Annotated in this window: 22 protein-coding genes; 5 read left to right on the top strand and 17 right to left on the bottom strand. The window is 70.1% G+C overall.

What is annotated here, in order from left to right; genetic code table 11:
• Positions 1-15: 15 nt before the first annotated feature.
• Entirely contained in the window at positions 16-1,452 is a 1,437-nt protein-coding gene (gene ahcY, locus ACZ6O0_RS14735) for an adenosylhomocysteinase (RefSeq protein WP_465765385.1), read from the bottom strand.
• Between the two features lie 121 nt (positions 1,453-1,573).
• Between ahcY and ACZ6O0_RS14730 the strand changes: the two genes are divergently transcribed.
• Positions 1,574-1,933 (top strand): MerR family transcriptional regulator, encoded by a 360-nt coding sequence (locus ACZ6O0_RS14730; RefSeq protein WP_465765384.1) that lies wholly within the window; start codon positions 1,574-1,576, stop codon positions 1,931-1,933.
• On the opposite strand, the gene ACZ6O0_RS14725 is transcribed toward ACZ6O0_RS14730, so the two are convergent.
• From ACZ6O0_RS14725 to ACZ6O0_RS14690, 8 genes are all read right to left on the bottom strand, one after another.
• On the bottom strand, positions 1,930-2,889 hold the full coding sequence (locus ACZ6O0_RS14725) for a cation diffusion facilitator family transporter (RefSeq protein WP_465765383.1): 960 nt from the start codon (positions 2,887-2,889) through the stop codon (positions 1,930-1,932). The genes ACZ6O0_RS14730 and ACZ6O0_RS14725 overlap by 4 nt on opposite strands.
• Positions 2,890-2,913: 24 nt before the next feature.
• Complete coding sequence (manA, locus tag ACZ6O0_RS14720) at positions 2,914-4,080, bottom strand: mannose-6-phosphate isomerase, class I (RefSeq protein ID WP_465765382.1); 1,167 nt, start codon at positions 4,078-4,080, stop codon at positions 2,914-2,916.
• Entirely contained in the window at positions 4,074-5,150 is a 1,077-nt protein-coding gene (locus ACZ6O0_RS14715; RefSeq protein ID WP_465765381.1) for an SIS domain-containing protein, read from the bottom strand. Before ACZ6O0_RS14715 ends, manA begins: the two co-directional genes overlap by 7 nt.
• Positions 5,150-5,359 (bottom strand): Trm112 family protein, encoded by a 210-nt coding sequence (locus tag ACZ6O0_RS14710; protein WP_465765380.1) that lies wholly within the window; start codon positions 5,357-5,359, stop codon positions 5,150-5,152. The genes ACZ6O0_RS14715 and ACZ6O0_RS14710 overlap by 1 nt, the downstream gene beginning before the upstream one ends.
• Complete coding sequence (locus ACZ6O0_RS14705; RefSeq protein WP_465765379.1) at positions 5,360-6,748, bottom strand: phosphomannomutase/phosphoglucomutase; 1,389 nt, start codon at positions 6,746-6,748, stop codon at positions 5,360-5,362. It lies immediately after the preceding gene.
• A gap of 37 nt (positions 6,749-6,785) precedes the next feature.
• Positions 6,786-7,529 carry a ThuA domain-containing protein gene (locus ACZ6O0_RS14700; protein ID WP_465765378.1) on the bottom strand — a complete coding sequence of 248 codons (744 nt, stop codon included), beginning with the start codon at positions 7,527-7,529 and terminating at the stop codon, positions 6,786-6,788.
• On the bottom strand, positions 7,522-8,610 hold the full coding sequence (locus ACZ6O0_RS14695; RefSeq protein WP_465765377.1) for a Gfo/Idh/MocA family protein: 1,089 nt from the start codon (positions 8,608-8,610) through the stop codon (positions 7,522-7,524). The genes ACZ6O0_RS14700 and ACZ6O0_RS14695 overlap by 8 nt, the downstream gene beginning before the upstream one ends.
• Before the next feature lie 112 nt (positions 8,611-8,722).
• Complete coding sequence (locus ACZ6O0_RS14690) at positions 8,723-9,169, bottom strand: metallopeptidase family protein (RefSeq protein ID WP_465765376.1); 447 nt, start codon at positions 9,167-9,169, stop codon at positions 8,723-8,725.
• Between the two features lie 31 nt (positions 9,170-9,200).
• Here ACZ6O0_RS14690 and ACZ6O0_RS14685 point away from each other — a divergent pair, with 31 nt between their 5' ends.
• Positions 9,201-9,584 carry a DUF3499 domain-containing protein gene (locus ACZ6O0_RS14685; RefSeq protein WP_465765375.1) on the top strand — a complete coding sequence of 128 codons (384 nt, stop codon included), beginning with the start codon at positions 9,201-9,203 and terminating at the stop codon, positions 9,582-9,584.
• Position 9,585: 1 nt separating this feature from the next.
• Here the strand turns inward: ACZ6O0_RS14685 and ACZ6O0_RS14680 are convergent, their stop codons facing one another.
• The 4 genes from ACZ6O0_RS14680 to ACZ6O0_RS14665 all read right to left on the bottom strand — a co-directional run bounded on the left by ACZ6O0_RS14680 (position 9,586) and on the right by ACZ6O0_RS14665 (position 15,922).
• The gene (locus ACZ6O0_RS14680; RefSeq protein WP_465765374.1) at positions 9,586-11,064 is read right to left on the bottom strand and encodes a DUF5719 family protein; all 1,479 of its coding nucleotides are present in this window, start codon (positions 11,062-11,064) and stop codon (positions 9,586-9,588) included.
• A complete protein-coding gene (locus ACZ6O0_RS14675) occupies positions 11,061-13,973 on the bottom strand; it encodes a glycosyltransferase family 2 protein (RefSeq protein WP_465765373.1) in 2,913 nt (970 codons plus the stop codon). The genes ACZ6O0_RS14680 and ACZ6O0_RS14675 overlap by 4 nt, the downstream gene beginning before the upstream one ends.
• A 149-nt stretch (positions 13,974-14,122) precedes the next feature.
• Positions 14,123-14,374: a WhiB family transcriptional regulator gene (locus tag ACZ6O0_RS14670; RefSeq protein ID WP_020389877.1), complete on the bottom strand. Its 252-nt coding sequence runs from the start codon at positions 14,372-14,374 to the stop codon at positions 14,123-14,125.
• 324 nt (positions 14,375-14,698) lie between these two features.
• Complete coding sequence (locus ACZ6O0_RS14665; protein WP_465765372.1) at positions 14,699-15,922, bottom strand: hypothetical protein; 1,224 nt, start codon at positions 15,920-15,922, stop codon at positions 14,699-14,701.
• A gap of 116 nt (positions 15,923-16,038) precedes the next feature.
• On the opposite strand from ACZ6O0_RS14665, the gene cofD reads away from it, so the two are divergent.
• The 3 genes from cofD (at position 16,039) to ACZ6O0_RS14650 (ending at position 18,793) form a co-directional block, all read left to right on the top strand.
• Positions 16,039-17,016 (top strand): 2-phospho-L-lactate transferase, encoded by a 978-nt coding sequence (gene cofD, locus ACZ6O0_RS14660; RefSeq protein WP_465765371.1) that lies wholly within the window; start codon positions 16,039-16,041, stop codon positions 17,014-17,016.
• Positions 17,013-17,987, top strand: a complete 975-nt coding sequence (locus ACZ6O0_RS14655) for a coenzyme F420-0:L-glutamate ligase (RefSeq protein ID WP_465765370.1) — start codon at positions 17,013-17,015, stop codon at positions 17,985-17,987. Before cofD ends, ACZ6O0_RS14655 begins: the two co-directional genes overlap by 4 nt.
• A gap of 125 nt (positions 17,988-18,112) precedes the next feature.
• Positions 18,113-18,793 (top strand): DUF3105 domain-containing protein, encoded by a 681-nt coding sequence (locus ACZ6O0_RS14650; RefSeq protein WP_465765369.1) that lies wholly within the window; start codon positions 18,113-18,115, stop codon positions 18,791-18,793.
• 106 nt (positions 18,794-18,899) lie between these two features.
• On the opposite strand, the gene ACZ6O0_RS14645 is transcribed toward ACZ6O0_RS14650, so the two are convergent.
• Genes ACZ6O0_RS14645 through ACZ6O0_RS14630 form a run of 4 tightly spaced genes read right to left on the bottom strand, consistent with a single transcriptional unit; the run spans position 18,900 to position 23,527 of the window.
• Entirely contained in the window at positions 18,900-19,997 is a 1,098-nt protein-coding gene (locus ACZ6O0_RS14645) for a mannose-1-phosphate guanylyltransferase (protein WP_465765368.1), read from the bottom strand.
• A gap of 11 nt (positions 19,998-20,008) precedes the next feature.
• Positions 20,009-21,076 carry an NAD(+)/NADH kinase gene (locus tag ACZ6O0_RS14640; RefSeq protein ID WP_465765367.1) on the bottom strand — a complete coding sequence of 356 codons (1,068 nt, stop codon included), beginning with the start codon at positions 21,074-21,076 and terminating at the stop codon, positions 20,009-20,011.
• Positions 21,077-21,125: 49 nt separating this feature from the next.
• Entirely contained in the window at positions 21,126-22,193 is a 1,068-nt protein-coding gene (locus ACZ6O0_RS14635) for a hemolysin family protein (protein WP_465765366.1), read from the bottom strand.
• Positions 22,190-23,527: a hemolysin family protein gene (locus tag ACZ6O0_RS14630; protein ID WP_465765365.1), complete on the bottom strand. Its 1,338-nt coding sequence runs from the start codon at positions 23,525-23,527 to the stop codon at positions 22,190-22,192. Before ACZ6O0_RS14630 ends, ACZ6O0_RS14635 begins: the two co-directional genes overlap by 4 nt.
• Between the last annotated feature and the right edge of the window lie 14 nt (positions 23,528-23,541).

Raw genomic sequence — 23,541 nt, 5'->3', positions numbered from 1 at the left:
CTTGCTTGTGGGGTCTCAGTAGCGGTAGGCCTCGGCCTTGTAGGGGCCTTCGACCGGGACGCCCAGGTAGGCGGCCTGCTCCTTGGTGAGCTCGGTGAGCTTGACGCCGAGGGCGTCGAGGTGGAGGCGGGCGACCATCTCGTCGAGGTGCTTCGGCAGGACGTACACCTCGGTCGGGTAGTCGGCCGTCTTCACGAACAGCTCGATCTGCGCGAGCACCTGGTTGGTGAAGGAGTTCGACATCACGAACGACGGGTGCCCGGTGGCGTTGCCCAGGTTCAGCAGCCGGCCCTCGGACAGGATGATGATCGTGTGGCCGTCGGGGAACCGGAACTCGTCGACCTGCGGCTTGATGTTGATCCGCTCGATGCCCGCGGTCTTGTACAGCCCGGCCATGTCGATCTCGTTGTCGAAGTGGCCGATGTTGCCGACGATCGCCTGGTGCTTCATCGCCGCCATGTGGTCGGCGGTGATGACGTCCTTGTTGCCGGTGGTGGTGACGAAGATGTCGGCGATCCCGACCACGTCGTCGAGCGTGGTCACCTGGTAGCCGTCCATCGCGGCCTGCAGCGCGCAGATCGGGTCGATCTCGGTCACGATCACCCGCGCGCCCTGGCCCCGCAGCGACTCCGCGCAGCCCTTGCCGACGTCGCCGTACCCGCAGACGACCGCGACCTTGCCGCCGATCAGTACGTCGGTGGCCCGGTTGATGCCGTCGATCAGCGAGTGCCGGCAGCCGTACTTGTTGTCGAACTTCGACTTGGTCACCGAGTCGTTCACGTTGATCGCCGGGAACAGCAGCGCCCCGGCCTTGTGCATCTCGTACAGCCGGTGCACGCCGGTGGTGGTCTCCTCGGTGACACCCTTGATGCCCTGACCGATGGTGGTCCACTTCGACGGCGACTCGGCCAGCGACCGGGTCAGCAACTTCAGGACGACGCCGTACTCCTCGGACTCCGCCGTCGACGGGTCCGGTACGGCGCCCGCCTTCTCGAACTCGGTGCCCTTGTGGACGAGCATGGTGGCGTCACCACCGTCGTCGAGGATCATGTTCGGGCCGTCCCCGCCCGGCCAGGTCAGGATCTGCTCGGTGCAGGCCCAATACTCCTCCAGCGTCTCGCCCTTCCAGGCGAACACCGGGACACCGGCCGGGTTCTCCACCGTGCCCTCCGGGCCGACGGCGATGGCGGCGGCCGCGTGGTCCTGGGTGGAGAAGATGTTGCAGCTCGCCCAGCGCACCTCGGCGCCGAGCGCGACCAGCGTCTCGATCAGTACGGCGGTCTGCACGGTCATGTGCAGCGAGCCGGCGATCCGCGCGCCGGCCAGCGGCTTGCTCTCGCCGTACTGCGCCCGCATCGCCATCAGACCGGGCATCTCGTGCTCGGCCAGCCGGATCTCCTTGCGCCCGAACTCGGCCAGGCCGAGGTCCGCCACCTTGTAGTCGAACGTCATACCGGTTCCCGCTCCCCTGAAGACTGTGGATTGCTTCCTGCGTGCCAGAGCCTAGAGGGCCGAGCTACCCGGTTTGATCGCCGGGGGACCGTTTTTGACACCGAAATGTCAAGATTGGGGTATGCGCATCACCGAGGCCGCGCGCCGACTGGGCACCACCCCGCGCATGCTGCGCTACCGGGAGGCCCTCGGCCTGCTCCCGCGCTCACGCGGCGCGCACACCGCACAACGCCAGTACGACGACCGCGACCTGGCCGCCGTCCAGCTGGCCCTCGACCTCGAACGCCGGTACGACGTGACTCCGGCAGCGCTGGCGTTCGCCCTCAAGGCCCTGGCGGAGCCGTCCGTCGCGGCCGACATCCGCAACCTCGGCTACCGCACCGGCCGCCTGTCCGCGCCGCCGACCCAGTCGCAGATCGACCGCGACCGGGCCCTCCGCTGGCTCGGCCGCTCCGGCGTCCTCCCACCCAGACCGCGTTAGTGGGACGGGGCCTCGGGGACCGCCGGGCGCTCGTCGGGGACGTGGTCCTCCTGGTAGACGTCGGGCTCGAGGTAGATGTGCACCGACGTCGGCTCGGCCTCGCGGATCGCGCGTTCGGCGGCGTCGATGATCTCCGCCACGACCGCCGCGTCGGTGGTCGGCTCGACGCCGACCTTCGCGGCGACCAGGACCTCCTCGGGCCCGAGGTGCAGGGTCTTGATGTGGATCAGCCGCTGCACGCCGGGTGTGTTCTCGATCGCGTCGACGATCTTCTGCTGCGCCTCCCGGGTCGCGGACTCACCGAGCAGCAGCGACTTCATCTCGATCGCGAGGAAGATCGCCACGCAGACCAGCAGCGCGCCGATCGCCATCGAGCCCAGGCCGTCGAACACACCGTTGCCGGTGACAAGCGTCAGGACGACGCCGATCAGCGCCAGCACCAGACCGGTCAGGGCGGCGAAGTCCTCCAGCAGGATCACCGGCAACTCCGGCGCCCGCGCGTTCCGGACGAACCTGGCCCAGGACACGTGCCCGCGCAGCTTGTTCGCCTCGATGATCGCGGTCCGGAACGAGAACGACTCCATCACGATCGCGATCAGCAGGACGGCGATCGGGACCCATTTCCAGTTCTCGATCGGGTGCGGGTCGTGCACCTTGTGCCAGCCCTCGTACAACGCGAACAAACCACCGACGCTGAACAGCACGATCGCGACGATGAACGAGTAGACGTAGCGTTCCCGGCCGAACCCGAACTGGTGCAGCTCGTCGGCCTCCCGCTTGGCGCGCTTCGCGCCGACCAGCAGCAGCACCTGGTTGCCGGCGTCGGCGAGCGAGTGGATCGACTCGGCGAGCATCGAGGCCGACTGGGTCAGCGCCCAGGCGGCGAACTTGGTGACCGCGATCCCGGTGTTCGCCAGCAATGCCGCCACGACGGCCTTGTTACCGCCACCAGCCATGTTCTCCAGGTCCTCCGTACGGGATCAGCGCGCGGACACGACGAACGCCGTGCCGGAACCACGCAAGATACAGGGTCCCTCGGGTCCCGCGGCGAACGCGGACTGACCGGTGGACAACGTCACAGCGGATTCTTTGCCGAGAGCATCGACTGTCCCGGCGACGCAGCAGATGATCCGCGGACCGACCCCGTCGATCGTCCGCTCGTCACCGTCGAGCTCCACGCGGTGGATGGCGAAGTACTCACACCCGGTCTCGTACGTCGCCACGCCGTCAGCCACCGTGGTCGCGGTCAGCACCGGATCGGCGAGCGGCTCGAAGTCGACCACCGACACCAGCTCCGGCACGTCGACGTACTTGCTCGTCAGCCCGCCCCGCAACACGTTGTCCGAGTTCGCCATCACCTCGAACCCGAGTCCGTGCAGGTACGCGTGCACGTTCCCGGCCGGCAGGTACACCGCCTCGAAGCGCTCCAGGCGCACCCGGTTCAGCAACAGCGCCGCGAGTACGCCGGGGTCGTCCGGGAAGTCGGCGCACAGCCGCGCGATCGTCTCCCGCTCGAGCGGGAACGCCGCACCGGCGTAGCGCGCCACGGACTCGCCCAGAGCCGAGACCAGCGGGCGGATGGCGTCCCGGTCGGCGCTCATGAACTGGGTGAACGCGTCCTGCAGCTTCCCGTTGCGGAGCAGATCCGTGAGCTCGTCGAAGCCTTCCGGAGCCAGCGCCTCCAGCAGTGCGACCGTGCTGTGCAGCGGCCGGAACCCGACCATTGCGTCGAACGGCTCGAGTGCGATCAGGATCTCCGGCTTCGGCCAGGCGTCCTTGTAGTTCCGGTCGGCCGCGTCCCGCGGGATCCCGGCGGCCTCGTCCCGCGCGTACCCGTCGATCGCCTGCTCGCGCGACGGATGCGCCTGGATCGACAGTGGCTGCCCGGCCGCCAGCAGCTTGGCCAGGAACGGGAACCGGCCGTCGAACCGCTCCGCCGTCTCCGCCCCCAGTACGTCGCTGGGCCCGGCGGACACCACGTCGTACAAGGAGTCCCCGGACGGGAGCACCGACGGTGCGGACTCGTGCGCGCCCATCCACAGCTCGGCCTGAGGCTTGCCGTCCGGCTCCACCCCGGTCAGCTCGGGGAGCGCGGTGAGCGATCCCCACGCGTAGTCCCGGATGGTGTTCCGCAGCCGCACTACCACGCTGGGTCCTCCGACGGATTCCCCGCCTCGAGCGGGCCCGGGTCGGCCGCCGTACCGTAGCGGCCCAGTCCGATCCCGAGGTACGCCGCGGCGTAGCGGCCGTGCTGGGTCAGAGCGGCGTACCTGGCGATGTCGGTGCCGTCGGCCTGCGTCACCACGTGCACCCGCACGTCATGCGCCTCGGCCTTGGCCTCCAGTTTGCGACGGTGCTCGGCGACGCCCGCGTCCTCCACACCGTCGTCCAGGATCACCAGAGCCGGCCGCAACTCCTCCGGCTTGTCGAACGGGTCCGCGAACAGGTCCCGCGGCGGCTGGTTGAGCACCGGCAGCAGGTGACCCGCGTCAGCAGCCAGCGCGGGCCGGCCACTCGCCAGCCGGATGGACTCGACCACACGCCGGGCTGCACGGGCAGCGAGCACAGAGCCACCCCACACCAGCGGCAGAGCGTCCGCCAGCACCAGAGCCAGATCCTTGGCCGGGTTGGACGCCACGTCGTTGTTGGGCGAGCACTCGATCGCGACCTCGTCCAGCAGCGCCGCGACCGACTTGTGGTCCACCTCAGGACCGAGCTCCATCTGGTGCAAGGCCTGCAGTACGGCGACAGCCGACGCCAACTGGTCGTCGGACTGCGACGGCAGCCGGATGGCGTGCCGCAGACCGGCCGACGCGATCGCCACGGGTGAGTCCGCCGGAGTTGCGACCATCAGACCGCACCCCCGCCGTACCGCCTCACCGGCGGCCGACACCGCGTCCATGTCCTCGGTGGCGCCACTCAGGATGATCACCAGGTCCAGCGGACCGGCCCACCCTGGCAGCCCCGGACCGGGCCAGGCGAGGAACGGCACCGGGCAGACCGGCTCCAGCACGGCGCGGACCAGCCGGGCGTCCCGGCCGGCGGCGACGACCGCCCGCGGCCGGAAGCCGTCGGACTCCACCTTCGCCAGCGCTTCCTCGGCCGCTTCCAGCTCGGCCCGGACCCGTGCCCCGGCCATCGCGAGCCGGCGGAGCAGCGGGTCCGCCGCCTCGAGTGCGGCCACGTCGTCCAGCCGCGTGTCGTCGAAGAGGCTCATCAGTTGTCCGCGGTCTCAGACTGTTCCGCCCGGGTGTCCCGGGCCTCGTCGATCAGCAGCACCGGGATGTCGTCCCGGACCGGGTAGGCCAGCGCACAGGCGGCGTTGGTGCAGACCAGCTCGTTCGCCTCGTCGTCCACGCGGAACTCCGAGCGGCACTTCGGGCAGACCAGGATGCTCAGCAGGTCCGGGTCCAGATTGACTGCCATTCAGTTCTCCTCCACCGATGCACCGGTGATCAGGGCCAGCACTTCGTCACGGACGCGCTCCATGGTGGGGCGGTCCGCGGCCTCGACGTTCAGCCGCAGCAGCGGTTCCGTGTTCGACGCACGGACGTTGAACCACCACTGTCCCGCCGACACGGTCAGACCGTCCAGGTGGTCAACGGTAATGCCGTCCCGGCCGCCGAACGTGTCCTCGATCGCCGCCACGGTCGCCGCGGCGTTCTCGACCTTGTTGTTCAGCTCGCCGGACGCGACGTACCGCTCGTACTCGGCGAACAGTTCGCCGGCCGGCCGGTCCTGCTCACCGAGTGCGGCCAGCACGTGCAGTGCGGCCAGCATGCCGGTGTCGGCCCGCCAGAAGTCCCGGAAGTAGTAGTGCGCGGAGTGCTCGCCGCCGAACACCGCGTCGGTCTCGGCCATCTTCTGCTTGATGTTGGAGTGCCCGACCCGGGTCCGCACCGGCGTGCCGCCGTGCTCGGTGACCAGCTCCGGCACCGCCTTGGAGGTGATCAGGTTGTGCAGGATGGTCGAACCGGGGTGCTTGGCCAGCTCCCGGACCGCGACCGCACCGGTGATCGCGCTCGGCGAGATCGGGTCGCCCTTCTCGTCCACCACGAAGCAACGGTCCGCGTCGCCGTCGAAGGCCAGGCCCAGGTCGGCGCCGGTCTCGCGGACCTTGGCCTGCAGGTCGACCAGGTTCTTCGGGTCCAGCGGGTTGGCCTCGTGGTTCGGGAAGTTGCCGTCCAGCTCGAAGTACAGCGGGACGATCGTCACCGGGCCGGAGGCGAAGACGGCCGGGACGGTGTGGCCGCCCATGCCGTTGCCCGCGTCGACGACGACCGTGAGCGGACGGATCCCGCTCAGGTCGACCAGGTCGTGCAGGTGGTCGGCGTACGCCGTGAGCAGGTCCTTGTGCCGGACATGGCCGGTCGCGGCACCGGTCTCCATGCCGCCGTCGGCCAGGGCCTTGGCGACCAGGTCGGCGATGTCCCGCAGACCCGAGTCGGAGCCGACCGGCGCGGCGCCTGCCCGGCACATCTTGATGCCGTTGTACTTCGCCGGGTTGTGGCTGGCAGTGAACATCGCGCCGGGCAGGTCGAGCCGGCCGGACGCGAAGTACAGCTGGTCGGTGGAGGCCAGGCCGATGTCGATCACGTCCGCGCCGGTGCTGGTCACCCCCTCGGCGAACGCGGCCGCCAGTCCCGGGCTGGACGGCCGCATGTCGTAGCCGATCACGACCGCCCCCGGGCCCGCGAGCACGTCCAGGACCTCGACGAACGCGGCGCCGGTCGCCCGGGCCACCGACTCGTCCAACTGGTCCGGGACGACCCCGCGTACGTCGTACGCCTTGAAGATCGCAGCAACGTCAACCATGCGTGGACCCTATCCGGCCGACGGCCGGATGCGTATCTCAGGCTCGGTCGAACCAGTCGATGTCCTTGCGGTGGTGCACCGTCGGCAGCTGCCGCGGGCTGCTCGGAGCCGCCCACTTCGCCGCGTTGGCGATGATCTGCTGGACCTCCGGCTGGTGGTAGGTCGGGAACTCCTGGTCACCCGGCCGGAAGTAGAACACCCGGCCCTGGCCGCGGCGGTAGCAACAGCCGGAGCGGAACACCTCGCCACCGGTGAAGGAGCTGACGAACACCAGCTCGTCCGGCTGCGGGATGTCGAACAGCTCGCCGTACATCTCCTCCCGCTCGATCACCAGCGGGTGCGGGATGCCCTGCGCGATCGGGTGGCCGGCGGCGACCGTCCAGATCAGCTCGCGGTCGTTCTCGGCCCGCCAGTCCAGCGAGCAGGTGGTGCCCATCAGCCGGATGAAGATCTTGCTGAAGTGCGCCGAGTGCAGCGCGATCAGGCCCATGCCTGACAGCACGTGCCGCTGCACCCGCTCGACGATCGCGTCGTCGACGTCGCCGTGCGCCGCGTGACCCCACCAGGTAAGTACGTCGGTCTCGGCGAGCACCTCCTCGGTGAGACCGTGCTCGGGCTGCTGCAGCCACGCCGTCCGGACGACCACGTCCTGGCCGAGCTTGGCCCGCAACGCCGCGGCGATCGTCTCGTGCATCGTGTCGGGGTAGATCTTGCGCACGGACTCGTCGCGGCCCTCGTGCACGTTCTCGCCCCACACCGTGACGCGAATCGGATCAGTCATGCAGCACAACCTCTCGTCCCGCCTTCGCCGAGGCGTAGCAGGCGTCGATGACCTCGGTCCGAAGCAGCGCCTCGGACCCGTTCTGACCGTCCCAGTCGCCGCTGCGGACGATCCGGACGAACTCCCGCACCACCGCGCGGTGGCCGAGCCCGGCGCCGGTCGCGGGCTTCACCTCGGCCGGGACGCCGGCCACGTCGGTGAAGATGCGCAGCGTGTCGACGGTGGTGTAGTTCTGCACCTCGATCTTGGCGCCGCCCTCGGTGCCGAACAGCTCGATACCGAAGTTGTCGCCCGGCGCGCGGTAGGTGGCCCAGCTGGTCTCCAGCTGCAGCGCACCGCCGCCCTGCAGCCGCAGGTACGCCGTGGCGAGGTCCTCGACCTCGAACTTCGACCCGAGCGTGTCGACCGTCGGCCGCTCCGCGCTGCTCACGCTGCCCTTGCCGCGCGGACCGAGCTCGGCGAAGGTGTCGGCCGAGACCGTGGTCACCTGCGGCTCGCCCATCAGGTGCAGCGCCAGGTCGAGGATGTGGACGCCGAGGTCGATCAGCGGACCGCCGCCGGACAGCTCGCGGTTGGTGAACCAGCCGCCCATTCCCGGGATGCCGTTGCGGCGCATCCAGTGCGCCTTCGCGTAGTAGATCCGGCCCAGCTGACCTTCGTCGATCTGGTGCTTCAGGGCTGCGACGTCACCGCGCTCGCGGTGGTTGAAGACGACCTTGAGGACCCGGCCGGCCTGCTTCGAGGCCTCGACCATCGCGGTGCCCTCGGCCACCGTCCGGGCCAGCGGCTTCTCGGACAGCACGTGCAGGCCCTTCTCCAGCGCCTTCAGCGCGATCGGGGCGTGCAGCTGCGTCGGTGTCCCGATGCTGACCGCTTCCAGGCCCTCGGTCTCGAGCAGGTCCTCCCACTTCTCGTAGAGATGCGGTACGCCGTGCTTCTCGCCCAGGCTGGTCAGGATGTCCTTCTCCAGCCCGGCCAGCGCGACCACCTCGACGTCCGGCAGCTCGGAGAACGCCTCCAGGGCCGTCCGCCCGGCGAATCCCAGCCCGACAACTCCGACGCGCAGTTTTTGATCGTTCACACCACGATCCTCTCGCATTGACAACGATGGTCACAAACCCCTTCCCACAGTACGGAACAGGTTTGAACACCAGTGCGCGAGTGGTTTTGCTCGTCGGGAGTGTCGCCCGCGCTTAGTCGTCGTCGGCGTCGAAGTCCGGGTCGATCTGCTCCGGGGAGAGGGCGAGGACGTCGGCCAGCTCGAGAACGAGCGCGGAGCGGACCAGCCAGGCCAGCCCGGCGCCGGAGCGCTCGGCCCGCAGCTCGATCGGCCGGCGGAACACCACGATCCGGTAGGGCTCGTGCGAGGTCCCGCCGCTGGCGTGGGTGAGCGGGATCTCGGTCGCGTCGAGATCCAGGTTCGGCACGTCCTCGATCGCGAACTCGACCCGGGCGACGACCTGCGGCAGCCGTTTCTCCAGCCGGGTCACCTCGATCGCGACCACCTCGTCGAACTGGGCCGCGGCCGCCCGCTGCAGCGGCAGACCGCGCGGCGCGAACCGGCTCGGCCGGCTGATCGGGCCGAGCATGCCGCGGCCGTGACGGTCTATGTGCCTGCGATGACGGCGAGCCTCGGTCACGCGCTCAGCCTAGTGGGCGTAATGTCTGGTCGTGAGCATCGCCAGGATCTGTTCGCGCGCCGCCTGTCACAAGCCGGCTGTGTCGACGCTCACCTATGTGTACGCCGACTCCACCTGCGTGCTCGGCCCACTGGCGACGTACGCCGAACCGCACTGCTACGACCTGTGCGCCGACCACGCCGACCGGCTGACCGCGCCGAACGGCTGGGAAGTCATCCGCCTCGCTCCGGACCCGGCCGCGGCCGGACCGTCCTCGGACGACCTGGAGGCCCTGGCCAACGCGGTCCGCGAGGCTGCCCGGCCCCTGCCCCGCCGCGAGCCCGGCACAGGCACCCCCGGCGCACCCGTCGAGATCGCCCGCCGAGGCCACCTGCGTATGCTCCAGGACCCCGGCGCGAACTCCTCCGAAGGCTGAGCTACCGCAGCGCTGCTGTGAGATCGGGCTGGGCGCCCAGCTGAGCCCGGAACACCAGCGAGGTGTTGAGCGGCCACGCCGCCACCTGAGCCACGTCGTCGTCGCCCGGCTTGGCGGCCGGCATCAGCGTGACGCCGGCGACGACACTGCCCCGCGTCTGCTCGACCATCAGGTACGTCGCCCGCGGTTGCGCGGCGAACGAGATCGGAGTGGTCGCACCACCGACCACGTCGACGGCCCGCGTCTGCAGCACCCGCCCGGCCAGATCCCGCAGCTCGAACTTCACGCTCCCGGTCTTCCCCGGCGCGGTCACCTGCAGCACGGCCGGCTGCTGGTGCGCCGGCAGCACGAGGTACGCCGGTCCCGTGAGCGCCTCGGCCGACCCGAGCGATGCGAAGTCCGTCCCACTCGCGTCCGAGATCCGCATCGACGCCGTCACCGGCTGGTCCGACGAGACGGTGATCGCACTGGGATCGCCGTGCAGGACCGGATCGAGCCGGACCGTCTTCACCGACCCGGCCGGGATCTGCACGGTCTCCAGACCGGCCGGCTTGAACGGGCCGTTCGGTCCGTTGATAGTCAAGCTCGCTGTCGCCTGCAGGTCCGACGGGTTGGCCACCGAGAGGATCCGCATCCCGGCTCCCGGCGCCGTGGCCGGCACGAACACCGTGGTCGCGGGCGGAGTCGACGGGTTCAGCCAGTCCACACCGGCCGGCTTGCCGTTCGTGGTCGGGTTGCTCCGCACGGCGGGCGAGACCCGCCCACCGGTCGACTCGACGTGCAGGGCGACGTCCCGCAGGTTGGCCGCGATCTGGCCGAGGAACAGTTCGTACGTGCCGCGCGCCGGCACGACGATCCCGCGCGCGGCAGGCAGGTCCTGCGGACCACTCCGCGCGTACAGGGTGACGTTGACCTCGGCGTTGATGCTGTCCAGGTTCGTCAGCACCAGCACGTCGCGCCGGTCGCTCGCTCCGGACGCACCGACGAACCAGAAGTCCGAGCCGGGCAGCTGGCACGGCACGCTCGCCATACCCCGGTTCGCGCCTTCGGTGGAGGTCGTCGTACTCGTGCCGACGGTGCCGGCGGCCAGTGGTCCGGTGCCGTGGATCGTCAGCGGAACGGGCTTGGTGGCCGGGTTGGTCGAACCGATCTTGCCGCGCACGAGCAGCGAACCGACCGGGTCGGCCGTCGCCGCCAAGGGGCTGATCGACAGCGGCGCATCGCTGCCCGCCGCGGTCGGAGTGCCTTCGGGCAGTGTCGGCGACACCGCGTTCACGACACTCGTCAGCTCGCCGCCCGGGGCGAGCACCGGGCACGACAACGCCGTACGGTTCACGACCGCCGGCGCCGGCGCGGCGGCGGCCTCCGGACGGGTCTTCGGCTCCTTGGCATGGGTGACCACGCCGAGGCCGGCGAACCCGGCCATCGCCAGTACACAAGCTCCGAGCCGGATGCGCGGATCCGACAGCAACCGGCTCACCGGTCCCTCCTCGCGTGGGTGCCGTGCGGAACGGCGACAGTCCGCCGCACGGTCGGCAGGCAGAAGATCAGCGCGATGATCCACGCGATGATGCCGAGCAGCCGCCACAGCGTGTGGGTCTGGTCGTTCAGCGGCGAACTGCCCTCGATCTTCGACCGGTCCACCAGCCAGGACGCGTCGCCGTCGTTCGCACTGGCCCGGGTCAAGCCGGGCAGCGAGTCGAGCGTCGACTGCAGGGTCGGATCCACCGGACCGGGCAGGTAGACGTAGTCGATCGCGAGTCCGGCCAACTGCCGGCCCTCTTCACCCGAGCCGCCGCCCCCCAGGGTCGACAGCACGTCGGTGATCGGCTTGGTCTGCTCCGCGGTCGGCGCGGCCTCCAGCGAACCCATCCGCGGGCCGCCGTCCTTCACCAGCGAAAACCGCATCTCTCCGTCCGGCGCCTTGCGCACGACCAGGATCGACTGGTTCTCCGGCGGGTCCTGCGCGGACACCAGGTACGCCGGCAGGTCCTGGGCCGGCCCGCGCCACAGCGGACCGTCCATCCCCCGCACCAGCCAGAAGCCGGCCGTCACGATCGTCGTCACCAGCACGATCCCGAGCACGCCCTGCACGATGATCTCGGTGGACTTGCCGACCGAGTCCCAGGCGACCGTCACCGCGATGATCCAGCCGGCCGTCATCAGGAACATCAGCGGACCACTGCCACCACCCAACCGGCTCGCGAGCAGCGTCCCGGCCAGTCCGGCCATCGCGGCGAACCACCCGAGCAGCTCGTACCGCTGGCGCGACTCACGCAGCAGACTGACCAACGCCACCACGATCAGCGGTACGGCGAACCACCACGGCGTCGGCCCACCGATCGGCGTACCCGTCAGGAGGTGCTGCAGGCTGTCGCCCGGACCGATCGCCGCGGTGGGCGGACCGCCCGCCTCTTGTCCGAGCCGCGACGGATGCAGCACCAGCTGGATCGTCCATGGCAGAACGAGCAAGAGACCCAGTACGACGGAGAAGACAAGCTGGCGACCTTGCCGGCGCCAGCCGAGGCCGAACACCGCGCCGAAGACCAAGAGGACGCTGATCAGCAGTCCCAGCGCCGGAGTGAAGGCGAACAGCACGGCCTGACAGATTCCGGCGAACCACGCGGCCCGCCAGCTGCCCTGGATAACCACGCGACGCCGGCGGGCGATGGTGTGCACCGCAGCACCCAGCAGCGGCAGGACGATCGCCGCCACACAGGTCCCGAGCCGGCCTTGGCTGATCGCGCCGTTCGTGAACACAGCAAGCCCGTACGCCGCCGCACCCCACGCCCGCGCCACCCGGTCCACGACGAACGAGCGCAGCAACGCCCACGCAGCGAGACCGGCCAGTGGGACGGCACCGAGCAACAGCAGGTTCGTCGCACCGCCCGGGCCGAACATGACCGTGGAGAAGGCCCAGAACTGCGCCAGCCAAGCAGGCGGCGTCACACCGGGCGGAGCCGAAGCTGCTGCATGCCAAAGCGCACCAAGGCTCTCGTGCGCCGGCAGCAAGAGGTGGGACCGCAGTGCGCCGCCACCGATCAGACTGCGCGCCGAGATCAACGCACCGATCGCCAGGAACACCCAGGCGACGAGGAACGGCCGACGGATCAGCTGACGACGCCAGCGTGGCTGGTCGGTCGCGACCCGGGCGGTGGACTTGGCCCTCCGCGCGCTCGTGACGACCTGCTCTTCCGGCTCGTCCGCCCAGGCTTCGCGGATCCGCTCGGAGATCGTGCCGGTGGTCTCTTCCAGGTTGTGCCGGAGAGCGTGCACAGACCGGGAGAACAGTCCCTTGATGTCGTCGTACGGGACTTGGTCGAGGTTGCGGCGATTCTTGCGGGCTTGGGTCCAGCCACCGGCCAGCAAGGTGCCGAGCAGGGCGGTCCACTCGTCGACCGCACCGGAGGGTGTCTTGCCGAGGAGGAACCAGATCGAGCGCAGCACAGTGCCGAGCAGGAACCGCAGGATCAGCAGCGGCAGCAGCTTGCCGGGCGCGTTCGCGAGGACCGTGTAGTACGCGTGTGCGCGGTCCAGCTGGTAGGCGTGCCGACGGGTGCCGGCCAGCGCGCGCTCACCGGTCGCGGCGGCCTGCGCGTGGTAGATGACCGCATCCGGTGCGACACCGACCTGGAAGCCGGCCCGGCTCGCGCGCCAGCCGAAGTCGATGTCGTCGCGGAACATCGGCAGCCGCGGGTCGAAACCGTGCAGCGCCTCCCAGACATCGCGGCGGACCAGCATGCCGGCCGAGCTGACCGCGAGGACGTTCCGCGGCTGGTCGTGCTGTCCCTGGTCCAGCTCGCCGTTCTCGATGCCGGTGTCGCGGCGGCCGCCGAGTGACGTGGTGACGCCGACCTCGAGCAGCTCGCGGTCCCGCGGCCAGAGCCGCAGCTTCGGGCCCCAGACCCCGACATCCGGTGAAATAGTGGCCTGGAGCAACAACTTCTCCAGGGCCTTGGGAGCCGGCGCGCAGTCGTCGTGCAGCAGCCACAGCCACTCGACCACCGGCATCTGCGCGTCCTCGCCGTACGGGCCGAACGGCGACGGGATCGGCGCGAAGCCGACCGTCTCGACACCGCGGGCGACCGCCGTACCGAAACCGGTACGGGCGGAGACGCTGACGACCGGCTCGACGCCGGGCATCGCGGCCAGCAGTTCGGCGGTCTCGTCGGTGGACCCGGTGTCGACCGCGATCAGCCGGTCCGGGCGTGGGTTGAGCGCCCACAGCGCCTCGGACAGCCGGGGCAGCCAGGCAGCACCCTCGTGCCCGACCACCACCGCGGTGACGACGTGCCGGACCCGCGGACGGCCCATCGGGTCGTCGATGTGATCGGTCGGGAAGTCGACGGAGTCGAAGAACTCCCAGCCGGCCGGAGCTTCTTGTTCCATGCGGAGCAGTGACACCTCGATGGTTACGGACGGTCTGGGTCACCATACAGCCGTGCGCCGAAGCCCAGAAAAGCCGCGGGCCCCGGTGACAGGACGTCCCCGGGGCCTCGCGGAAAGTTCGTGTGAAGTTGTGTGCCGGGTACTGACCGTCAAACGGCCTTTTTCTTCAGCTTGCGGCGCTCCCGCTCCGACAGCCCGCCCCAGATCCCGAAGCGCTCGTCGTTCTGCAGTGCGTACTCGAGGCACTCGCCCCGCACGTCACAGCCGAGGCAGACCTTCTTCGCCTCGCGGGTGGAACCGCCCTTCTCCGGGAAGAACGCCTCTGGGTCGGTCTGGGCACACAGCGCCCTTTCCTGCCAGTTCGGCTCCTCCTCGATCGCCTCACCGTCGACAATCGCCATCAGGCTCTCTGTCACGGTCCGACCTCCTCGACCCTGTTCGTTCCCCTGTACATGTGGGTTTGCGGTCCACATGCCTGACCTCGTCCGTCCTGCGCTCTGCAACGGTCCCCGATACCGAGTGTCCAACGAACGACACGGTTGAAATTACATTCCTGCAATCCACGAAAGTCAAGCCGTGGTCTGCTATTGGCATCATCCGCAACACGGCTGCAAAAGAACGAGAGGCCTGCATGTACAGGCCTCTCGCATCCGTCTCCGCCCGCGCGGGGCGCCGTGAATTTCATTCCACGGTCGCCCCGGCAAGGGCTTGCTGCCTTGTCCGGCTCAGGAAGGCTGGGACCACCAGCCCTGCTGCCCCTGACCCTGCTGCGGGTTCTGCTCGTCCTTGTCGGCCTCGGTCACCCGCGGGTCGACCCGGGTCTCGTCCGCGGCCTCGGTGGCCGGCTGCTCCGCCTGGGCCGCCGGCTCGGCGGCCGGTGCCTCCTCGGCCGGCCAGGCCTGCTCCTGCTGCCACGCCTGCGGCGCCTCGGGCACCTCGTGCGAGCCCTCTTCGCGGGCCGCGTGCTCGCCCTGGGCGGCGGGCCACTCCTGCTGACCCTGCGGCTGCGGCTGGCCGTAGTCCTGACCGCTCCACTGCTGCTGGCCGGCGTCGCCGCCGCCCCACTGCTGCTCCTGCGGCCACTGCTGGGCCTGGTCCTGGCCGCCCCACTGCTGCTGGCCTTCGGAGCTCCACGCCTGCGTCGGCTCGACGCTCTGGCCCTCGGCGGACCAAGCCTGCTCGGCCGGCTGCTGCTGCGGGTCGGCGTGCTGCGCCTCGGCCTCGCCGGCGGACCAGGCCTGCTGCTCGCCCTGGTTCCAGCCCTGCTCCTGCGGCCACTGCTGCTGGTCGCCCTGCGCCGCCGCGTAGCCACCGACCGCACCGGCGCCGGCGGCCGCGCCGTACCCGCCGTACTGGCCCTGGCCCTGGTCGTACTGACCGTACTGACCCGGCTGGCCCTGCGGCTGGCCGTAGCCACCCTGCTGCTGACCGTACGGCGCGGTCTGGCCGTACTGCTGCTGGCCGTACTGACCCTGCGGCGCGAACTGGCCCGGCTTGGGTGCGCGGACCGGCGCCGGCAGCGCCTGGTAGGTCTTGAGGATGTAGAGACCGGCCACGCCGTACAGCGCCAGGCCGGCCAGCGCGTAGAGGAAGCCGACGATCTTCAGACCGGCGGTGCTGGTCTCGTTGAAGCCCGCGAACGCGGTGATCACGCCGATCAGCAGCGCCACACCGGTGATCACCAGCGCGGCCAGCGCCACCGTCCGGGCGTTCGGCGTCCGCTCACCGGCCTCGCTCACCAGCCAGACCGCGCCCGCCAGGGCAACCAGCAGCACCAGCGCGCTGAACGAGGGCGGGGTGAGTGTGCCTTGCACGCCTCCGGCGGCGGCGGTGAAGCCGGCGCCGCCGACGAACAGCCGGATCAGCGAGGCCAGCACGAGCAGGCCGGCGAATGCGAGCAGGATGTACGCGACCGGCTCTCTGAGCTTCTTGGTTGCGTCGGTGACCACGAGGGCTCCTCGGGATGTTGGGGGGCCGTACAACTGAGCTGTGCGGATGGTTCGGACCCACCGCAGCATAGTCGTGCGGTGGTCCGACCGATTGACGACTCGTGCAGACTCTTCCCATGCGATTGACAGTGCTGGCCGGTGGCATCGGCGGGTCCACCTTCCTCCGCGGGCTGCTGAAGGCCCGCCCGGACGCCGAGATCACCGTGGTGGGGAACACCGCTGACGACATCACGCTCTTCGGACTGCGGGTGTGCCCGGACCTCGACACGGTGATGTACACCCTCGGTGGCGGCATCTCGGCCGAACGCGGCTGGGGCCGGGAGGACGAGACCTGGGTGATCAAGGAGGAGCTCGCGGCGTACGGCGTGGAGCCGACCTGGTTCGGGCTCGGCGACCGGGACGTGGCGACGCATCTGGTCCGGACACAGATGCTCGACGCCGGGTACGGCCTGACCGCGGTGACCGAGGCGCTGTGCGAGCGCTGGAAGCTCCCGGTCCGGCTGCTGCCGATGAGTGACGACCGGATCGAGACCCACGTGGTGGTGGACGATCCGGACCAGCCCGGCCGCCGGAAGGCCATCCACTTCCAGGAGTACTGGGTCCGCTGGCACGCGGAGATCACGGCCCACCAGATCGTCGCGGTCGGCCAGGAGAAGGCCAAGCCCGCGCCCGGTGTCCTGGAGGCCATCGCGGACTGCGACGTACTGATCGTGCCGCCGTCCAACCCCGTGGTCTCGGTCGGCACGATCCTCGGCGTACCGGGGATCCGGGACGCGGTCCGGGAGACGGCCGCGCCGGTCATCGGGCTGTCGCCGATCATCGGCACCAGTCCGGTCCGTGGCATGGCCGACAAGGTGCTGGCCGCCGTCGGTGTCGCCTCGACCGCGTCCGCCGTGGCGCGGTACTACGGTTCGCGCGCGAGCGGCGGCGTACTGGACGGCTGGCTGATCGACACGTCGGACGCGATCCAGGCCGATTCGATCGCCGGAGCCGGAATTCACGTCCAGGCGGTGCCGTTGTGGATGACGGACGAGACCACCACCGCCGCGATGGCTGACGCGGCACTGAACCTCGCGGAGGCCGTACGGCGATGAGGAAGCACCTGGACATCTTCCCGGTGACCGGACTGCCCGAGGTGACGGCCGGGGACGACCTGGCCGCGCTGATCGGCGAGGGGACCGACCTGCGGGACGGCGACGTCGTCTCGGTCACGTCCAAGATCGTCAGCAAGGCCGAGGGGCGGCTGACCCACGGCACCCGGCAGGAGGCGGTCGACGCCGAGCTCGTGCGGGTCGTGGCCCAGCGTGGCGAGACCCGGATCGTGCAGACCCGGCACGGCCTGGTGATGGCGGCGGCCGGGACGGATACGTCCAACACCGCGCCCGGCACGGTCCTGCTGCTCCCGGTCGACCCCGACCAGTCGGCCCGGCAGCTCCGGATCGCTCTGAAGCAGCAGTACGACGTCAACGTCGGCATCGTGATCACTGACACACTCGGCCGTCCGTGGCGCAACGGTCAGACCGACCTGGCGATCGGCGCGGCCGGAGTCCGCGTGATGGAAGACCTCCGCGGTACGACGGACAGCCATGGCAACGTCCTCGCGGTGACCGAGCCGGCTCTGGCCGACGAGATCGCCAGTGCGAGTGAGCTGGTCAAGGGCAAGGCGGACGGCGTCCCGGTCGCCGTACTGCGGGGCCTGCAGGACGCCGTACTCCCGATCGGGGAGCACGGCGCCGGGGCGCGGGCGCTGGTGCGGGACGCCGAGCACGACATGTTCAGCCTGGGGACCCGGGAGGCCGCGCGGGCCGCCGTACTGGAGCGCCGGGAGCCGACGGGGCCGCGAGAGGTCGATCCGGCGCTGTGGGACGGGCTGCTGGACGACGCGGAGGACATTCACCTCGAGCTGCTCGACAACGCTGTCACGGTCTTCGGTGACGAGCCGGTCGCGGTCGGGGTGATCGCCGAGCGGCTCGCCGTCCTGCTGCACGCGGAGGGCTACGGCGTGTCCGTGCGGACCGGGCCGGGCAGTGCGGCGACGGTCACGTTCGGCTCACGGTCGAAGTAGTTTTCTAGGCAACCTCTCAGGGTCACCTCGTACACTGCTCCCGCACGGCGGCGCGGTGGCCGCCCCGATCCGGGAAGACCAACACTGTGGGTAAAGCGTCGTCGCAGAAGCAGTCGCGTCGCGAGATGATCGAGAAGATGCAACGGGACCAGGCCCGCACGGACCGGAACCGGACCATCCTCATCGTGGTCGCGTCGATCGTGGTCGGTCTGGCCATCATCGCCTACCCGGCGATCCGGCTGATCCAGGACTCCCGGACCAAGAACCAGGCCATCACCGAGCTCGGCGTGGCCGCGTCGGCGGCGTCCTGTGACGCGCCCACCAACGACGAGGCCGGCGGCACCCAGGACCACAAGCCCGACGGCACCGTGATCAACTACTCGGTCTCGCCGCCGTCGTCCGGCCCGCACTACGCGGTCTGGGCGCCGTTCAACAAGAAGTTCTACACCCTCGACGACCGGCCGCCGATCCCGAACCTGGTGCACAACCTGGAGCACGGCTACACGATCCTCTGGTACAAGGAAGCCCTGCCGAAGGACCAGATCGACCAGATCGAGAAGCTCTCCAAGGCCAAGCTGCCCGACAGCACCGGCGGCAAGTTCATCGCCGCCCCCTTCCGCGAAACCGACGGCAAGCCCTGGCCCGACGGCAAGAACATCGCCTTCTCCCACTGGAGCGGCAACGCCTCCGGCCAGGACAAAGCCTTCGGCCACCGCCAGTTCTGCGCCTCAGTAAGCGGCGACGCCCTGAAGCAATTCATGGACAAGTACCCGTCCACAGACGCCCAGGAGCCGGCAGGCGGCTGAGCCCGACCAGTACACCGAACGCCCCCGAGAAGCTACTTCCGGGGGGCGTTCGCTCGTCCGTGGGTGCCTTCGTCGCCTCAGGCTTCCGCGCGTATCCGATAGCGGGCTAGATGTAGCGTTCGGCGTGGTCGGATTGGACTTGGGCTACTAGGTCTTTGACTCGTTCGCCGTCGGACAGGGGGCAGACCATGGTGACGTCCTGGGTGTGGACGATGATGTGGCTGGTCAGGCCTACGGCGGCGATGAGGTGGTCGGGGTCGTCGGTGACGATGATGTTGTCGTGGGAGTCGAGTAGGCAGCTCAGGGTGGTGCCGTCGGTGCGGTTGCCGTTGGCATCGGCGTCGTAGGTGCCGGCGAGGGCGGCCCACGAGCCGACGTCGAGCCAGTGGACCGGCATGGGTACGACGACCACGTCGGCGTCGACCTTGCCCTGGGAGGCCGGTTCCATCACCGCGTAGTCGACGCTGATCTTGCGCAGGTTCGGGTAGATCTCGGCTAGGGTCGTGTCACGTGCGGGGGTGTCCCACACCGACGCCACCTGACGCAACCGGGCCGCGGACTCGGGCAGGAGCTCGTCCAGCACGCTCAGCACGGTCTCGGCCCGCCAGACGAACATCCCCGAGTTCCACCAGAACCGCCCGGTGGCCAGGTACTCCTCGGCAGTGGCGCGATCCGGCTTCTCGCGGAACCGGTCGACGGCGAACGCCGCGGTCCCCTCGATCGGCTCGCCGCGCTCGATGTACCCGAGCCCGGTGTGCGGATGGGTCGGCTCGATCCCGAACGTCACCAGCGATCGGGCCCGCTGCTCGACGACCGCGAACCCGTTCTCGATCGCGGCCCGGAACTCGTCCTCCGGACTGATCAGGTGGTCCGATCCGACGAACGCGACCACCGCGTCCGGGTCGTTGCGGGCGACCACCGCGGAGGCCAGGCCGACCGCGTTCGCGGTGTCCCGGCGGGCCGGCTCGCCGATGATGTTGTGCGCGCCGAGCTCGGGCAGCTCCTTGCGCACGACCTCGGTGTACGCGCCGACCGTGCACACGTAGATGTTCGCCGGGTCGACCAGGCCGCGGAGCCGGTTGTACGCCACCCGGAGCAGCGACTCGCCGGCCGCCAGCGGCAGCACCTGTTTCGGCCGGTCGTCTCTCGACATCGGCCACAGCCGCGTCCCCGAACCACCGGCCAGGATCACCACGTTTCGCATGAGGGAAGACCCTACCGGTCGTCGCCGGCCGGTGGCGGAATCCTGAGGTGGGCGAGGTCTGCTGGGACTGGTGTGGTCGGCCGCCAGAACGGGTCGGACTCGCCGTCGAGGGCGGTGGCGGGTGCGTCGGTGAGCCGGAAGCGGTCGCGCAACCGGCCGTAGAAGTCGGTCGGGCGCAGGCGAACCAGCCGCAGCCGCCGGGGCGATCCGTAGACGCCGATCCAGTCCCCCGGGTCCAGGACGCCGCGCAGTTGCCCGTCGATGCTGACCGCGGCCTGGCCGGAGTGCGGGAGGACGCGGAGCGCGACCGGCTCGTCCGGCGCCGCGACAACCGTTCGATTGAAGGTCATGTGCGGCGCCACCGGCGTGAACACGATGGCCTCGGCGTTCGGCGACAGGATCGGTCCACCGGCCGCGAAGCTGTACGCCGTCGAGCCGGTCGGCGTCGCCACGATCACCGCATCGGCCGAGTACGACGCCAGCAGCCTGCCGGCGAGGTACACACCGAGGGCCACCTGGTGATCGCGCGCCAGCTTCTCGAGGACGACGTCGTTCAGCGCGGTCACGTCCAGCGCGACACCCCAGCCGTCGCCCTCGGTCGACTCCGGACGGACGGCCGGTGGCGGCAGCCCCGGACCATGCCCGTACCGCAGCAGGGACTCGATACCGCTGGGGATCTCCAGCGGACGCGACGCGCGCATGGTCAGCGTCATCCGCTCTTCGTACGTCGCGCCGCCGTGGTGCACCGCCTCCAGAGCCGCCTCCACATCGCGGCAGGCCACCTCGGTCAGGAATCCGACCTTGCCCAGGTCGACCCCAAGTACCGCGGCGTTGTTCTTCGCCGCGATCCGGGCGCCGCGCAGGAACGTCCCGTCACCGCCAAGCGTGACGACGAGATCCGGGTCGCCGGCGTGATGCAGCTCGTCCATCCCGCCGCGCCGGTCCTCGTGCGCCTTCCACACATCGATGTCCGTACAGCCGATGTCGTGCTCGGCCGCCCACTCACGCACGGTGGCGGCGGTCGTCACGGCAACCGGACGCCCCTCGTGAACGACAAGCCCAATCCGGCTGATCGGCACGGCGCTCTCCCTCCCGACGGTTCTTGGCTCCACGGTAGCCGCCGCGGAACTACTGCCGCGGTTCTGTCTTCGCGGCGCTGACGATCGGGTCGGTCTCGTCGTCGAACTCCCCGATCACCTCTTCCAGCAGGTCCTCCAGCGCGACCACGCCGACCGGCTGATCGGCATCGCAGACGACGGCCAACTGGGATCGCTCGTCGCGCATCGTCCGGATCGCGGTCGCCACCGGAGTCCCGGCTGCCACTCGCAGCGGCGCGGTCATCAGGTCCTGCGCGTGCAACGTCGTACCGCCGCTCGTGGTCGCGCGGGCCGCGTCGCGGACGTGGACGATGCCGCAGATCGTCGTACCCGGGCTGACGACGGCCAGGCGGGAGCGGCCTTCGCGGCGGCTGGTGAGCTCGACCTCGCGGGCCGGCGCGTCCGCGGGGACCGTGGCGAGCTGGGCGATCGGCGTCATCACCTGGGCGACCGTGGTGTTCTGCAGCGCGAGCATCGCGGTGAGCAGGTCGTGTTCGGGCTCTTCCAGCGTGCCGTGCTGCCGGGAGGAGCCGATCAGCAGGCGGAGCTCGTCGGGGCCGTGCGCGTTCGCCAGCTCGTTCTGCGGGGTCACCTTCACCAGCCGGACGCAGAGGTTGGCGATCCAGTTGAGGACGAGCAGCAGCGGGCGGAAGACCCACGTGAAGGCACGGAACGGGAGGGCGAGCACGAGTGCGGACCGTTCGGGGTTGCTGATCGCCCACGACTTCGGCGCCATCTCACCGAGCAGCACGTGGAGCAGGCCGATCGCGGCGACGGCGATGATCAGCGCGATGACGTGACCGACGCCTTCGGGGATGTGCGCCAGCTCGAACAACGGATGCAGCAGGTTGGCGACAGCCGGCTCACTCAGCGAGCCGAGCCCCAGGGTGCACAGGGTGATGCCGAGCTGCGCGCCGGCGAGCATCACCGACAGCTCGCTCACCCCGGCGATCGCGGCCCGCGCCGCGCGGCTGCCGGACGCGGCCAGCTCCTCGAGCCGGTGCCGCTTCGAGGCCACCAGGGCGAACTCGGCGGCAACGAAGAACCCGTTCAGCGCCAGCAGGAGCGCCGAGATGATCAGGGCGAGCGGCGTACTCACGTCGTCCGCTCCATCACGACGAGACCGGGCACCCGGCGCTCGATGGTCTGCACGGTCAGCCGGACGAACTCGGCCGGGACCGGACGCCCGTCGTGGTCGAACCGCTGCGGCAGCTCCACCACGAGCTCGTCGCCGACCACCGGGATCCGGCCGAGCCGCGCCATCACCAGGCCGGACACCGTCTCGTAGTCGTCGTCCTCGGGCAGCCCGACGCCGGTGGCCTCCTCGACCTCGTCGAGCCGCCACCTGGCCGGCACCACCCACGACCCGTCGCCGCCCTGCACCAGCCCGGTCTCCGGCAGGTCGTCCTCGTCCCGGATCTCGCCGACCAGTTCCTCGGCGATGTCCTCGAGCGACACGATCCCGGCGAACCCGCCGTACTCATCGACGACGATCGCGAGCTGGCGGCGGGCCGTCCGCAGCCGTTCCAGTACGCCCGGCAGCGGCAACGTGGACGGTACGACGACCGGCTGCGAAGCCAGTGAGCCGGCCGCGATGTGCTCCCGGTCGGCCGGTTCCAGCTCGACCACGTCATTGATCGCCACCACGCCGATCACCTCGTCGACCGAGTCGCCGATCACCGGGAACCGGCTGTGCCCGGTGTCGAGCAGGTCGACCACCCGGGTGAGCGGCTCGTCGCGGTGCACGTGGACCACGTCGACACGCGGAACCATCGCCTCCCCGGCGGTCCGGGCCCGGAAGTCGAGGCCGCGGTCGAGCAGCCGCATGGTGTCCTGGTCCAGCAGGCCCTGCTCGTACGACGTGGCGATGATCCGGTCGAGCTCCTTCGCGGTCGCGCCCTGCGGCAGCTCCTCGACCGGTTCGATCCCGACCCGGCGCAGGATCCGGTTCGAGGCCGAGTCGAACACCCGGATCACCGGCCCGGCGACGGTCAGGTACAACAGGGTGGACCGGGCCAGCCGGAGCGCGATCGCCTCGGCCTTCGCGATCGCCAGGTTCTTCGGCGCCAGCTCGCCCAGCACCATCTGGATGATCGTTGCCAACAGCAACGCCAGGAGGACGGAGACGGACCTGCTCACGGTCTCCGGCACCCCGGTCGCGCCGAGCAGGTCCTCCAGTCCCGCGCCGAGGTAGGGCTCGGCGAAGTAGCCGGCCAGCAGCGCGGTGATGGTGATGCCGACCTGCGCGCCGGACAGTACGAACGACAGCCGGGCGGTGACCTTCAGTGCCCGGGCCGCGGCCGCGTCACCGCCGTCGGCGAGGGTCTGCAGCCGGCTCCGGTCCACCGCGACGTACGCGAACTCCTGGGAGACGAAGTAGCCAGTGGCAACGGTCAGCACCAGGATCAGGGCCAGGCCGGCCACGATCAACATGTACTGACCTTACC

Source organism: Kribbella sp. NPDC048837 (assembly GCF_055586945.1).
The sequence above is the reverse complement of the archived record's forward strand: the minus strand, read 5'-3'. Positions and strand labels throughout refer to the sequence as shown.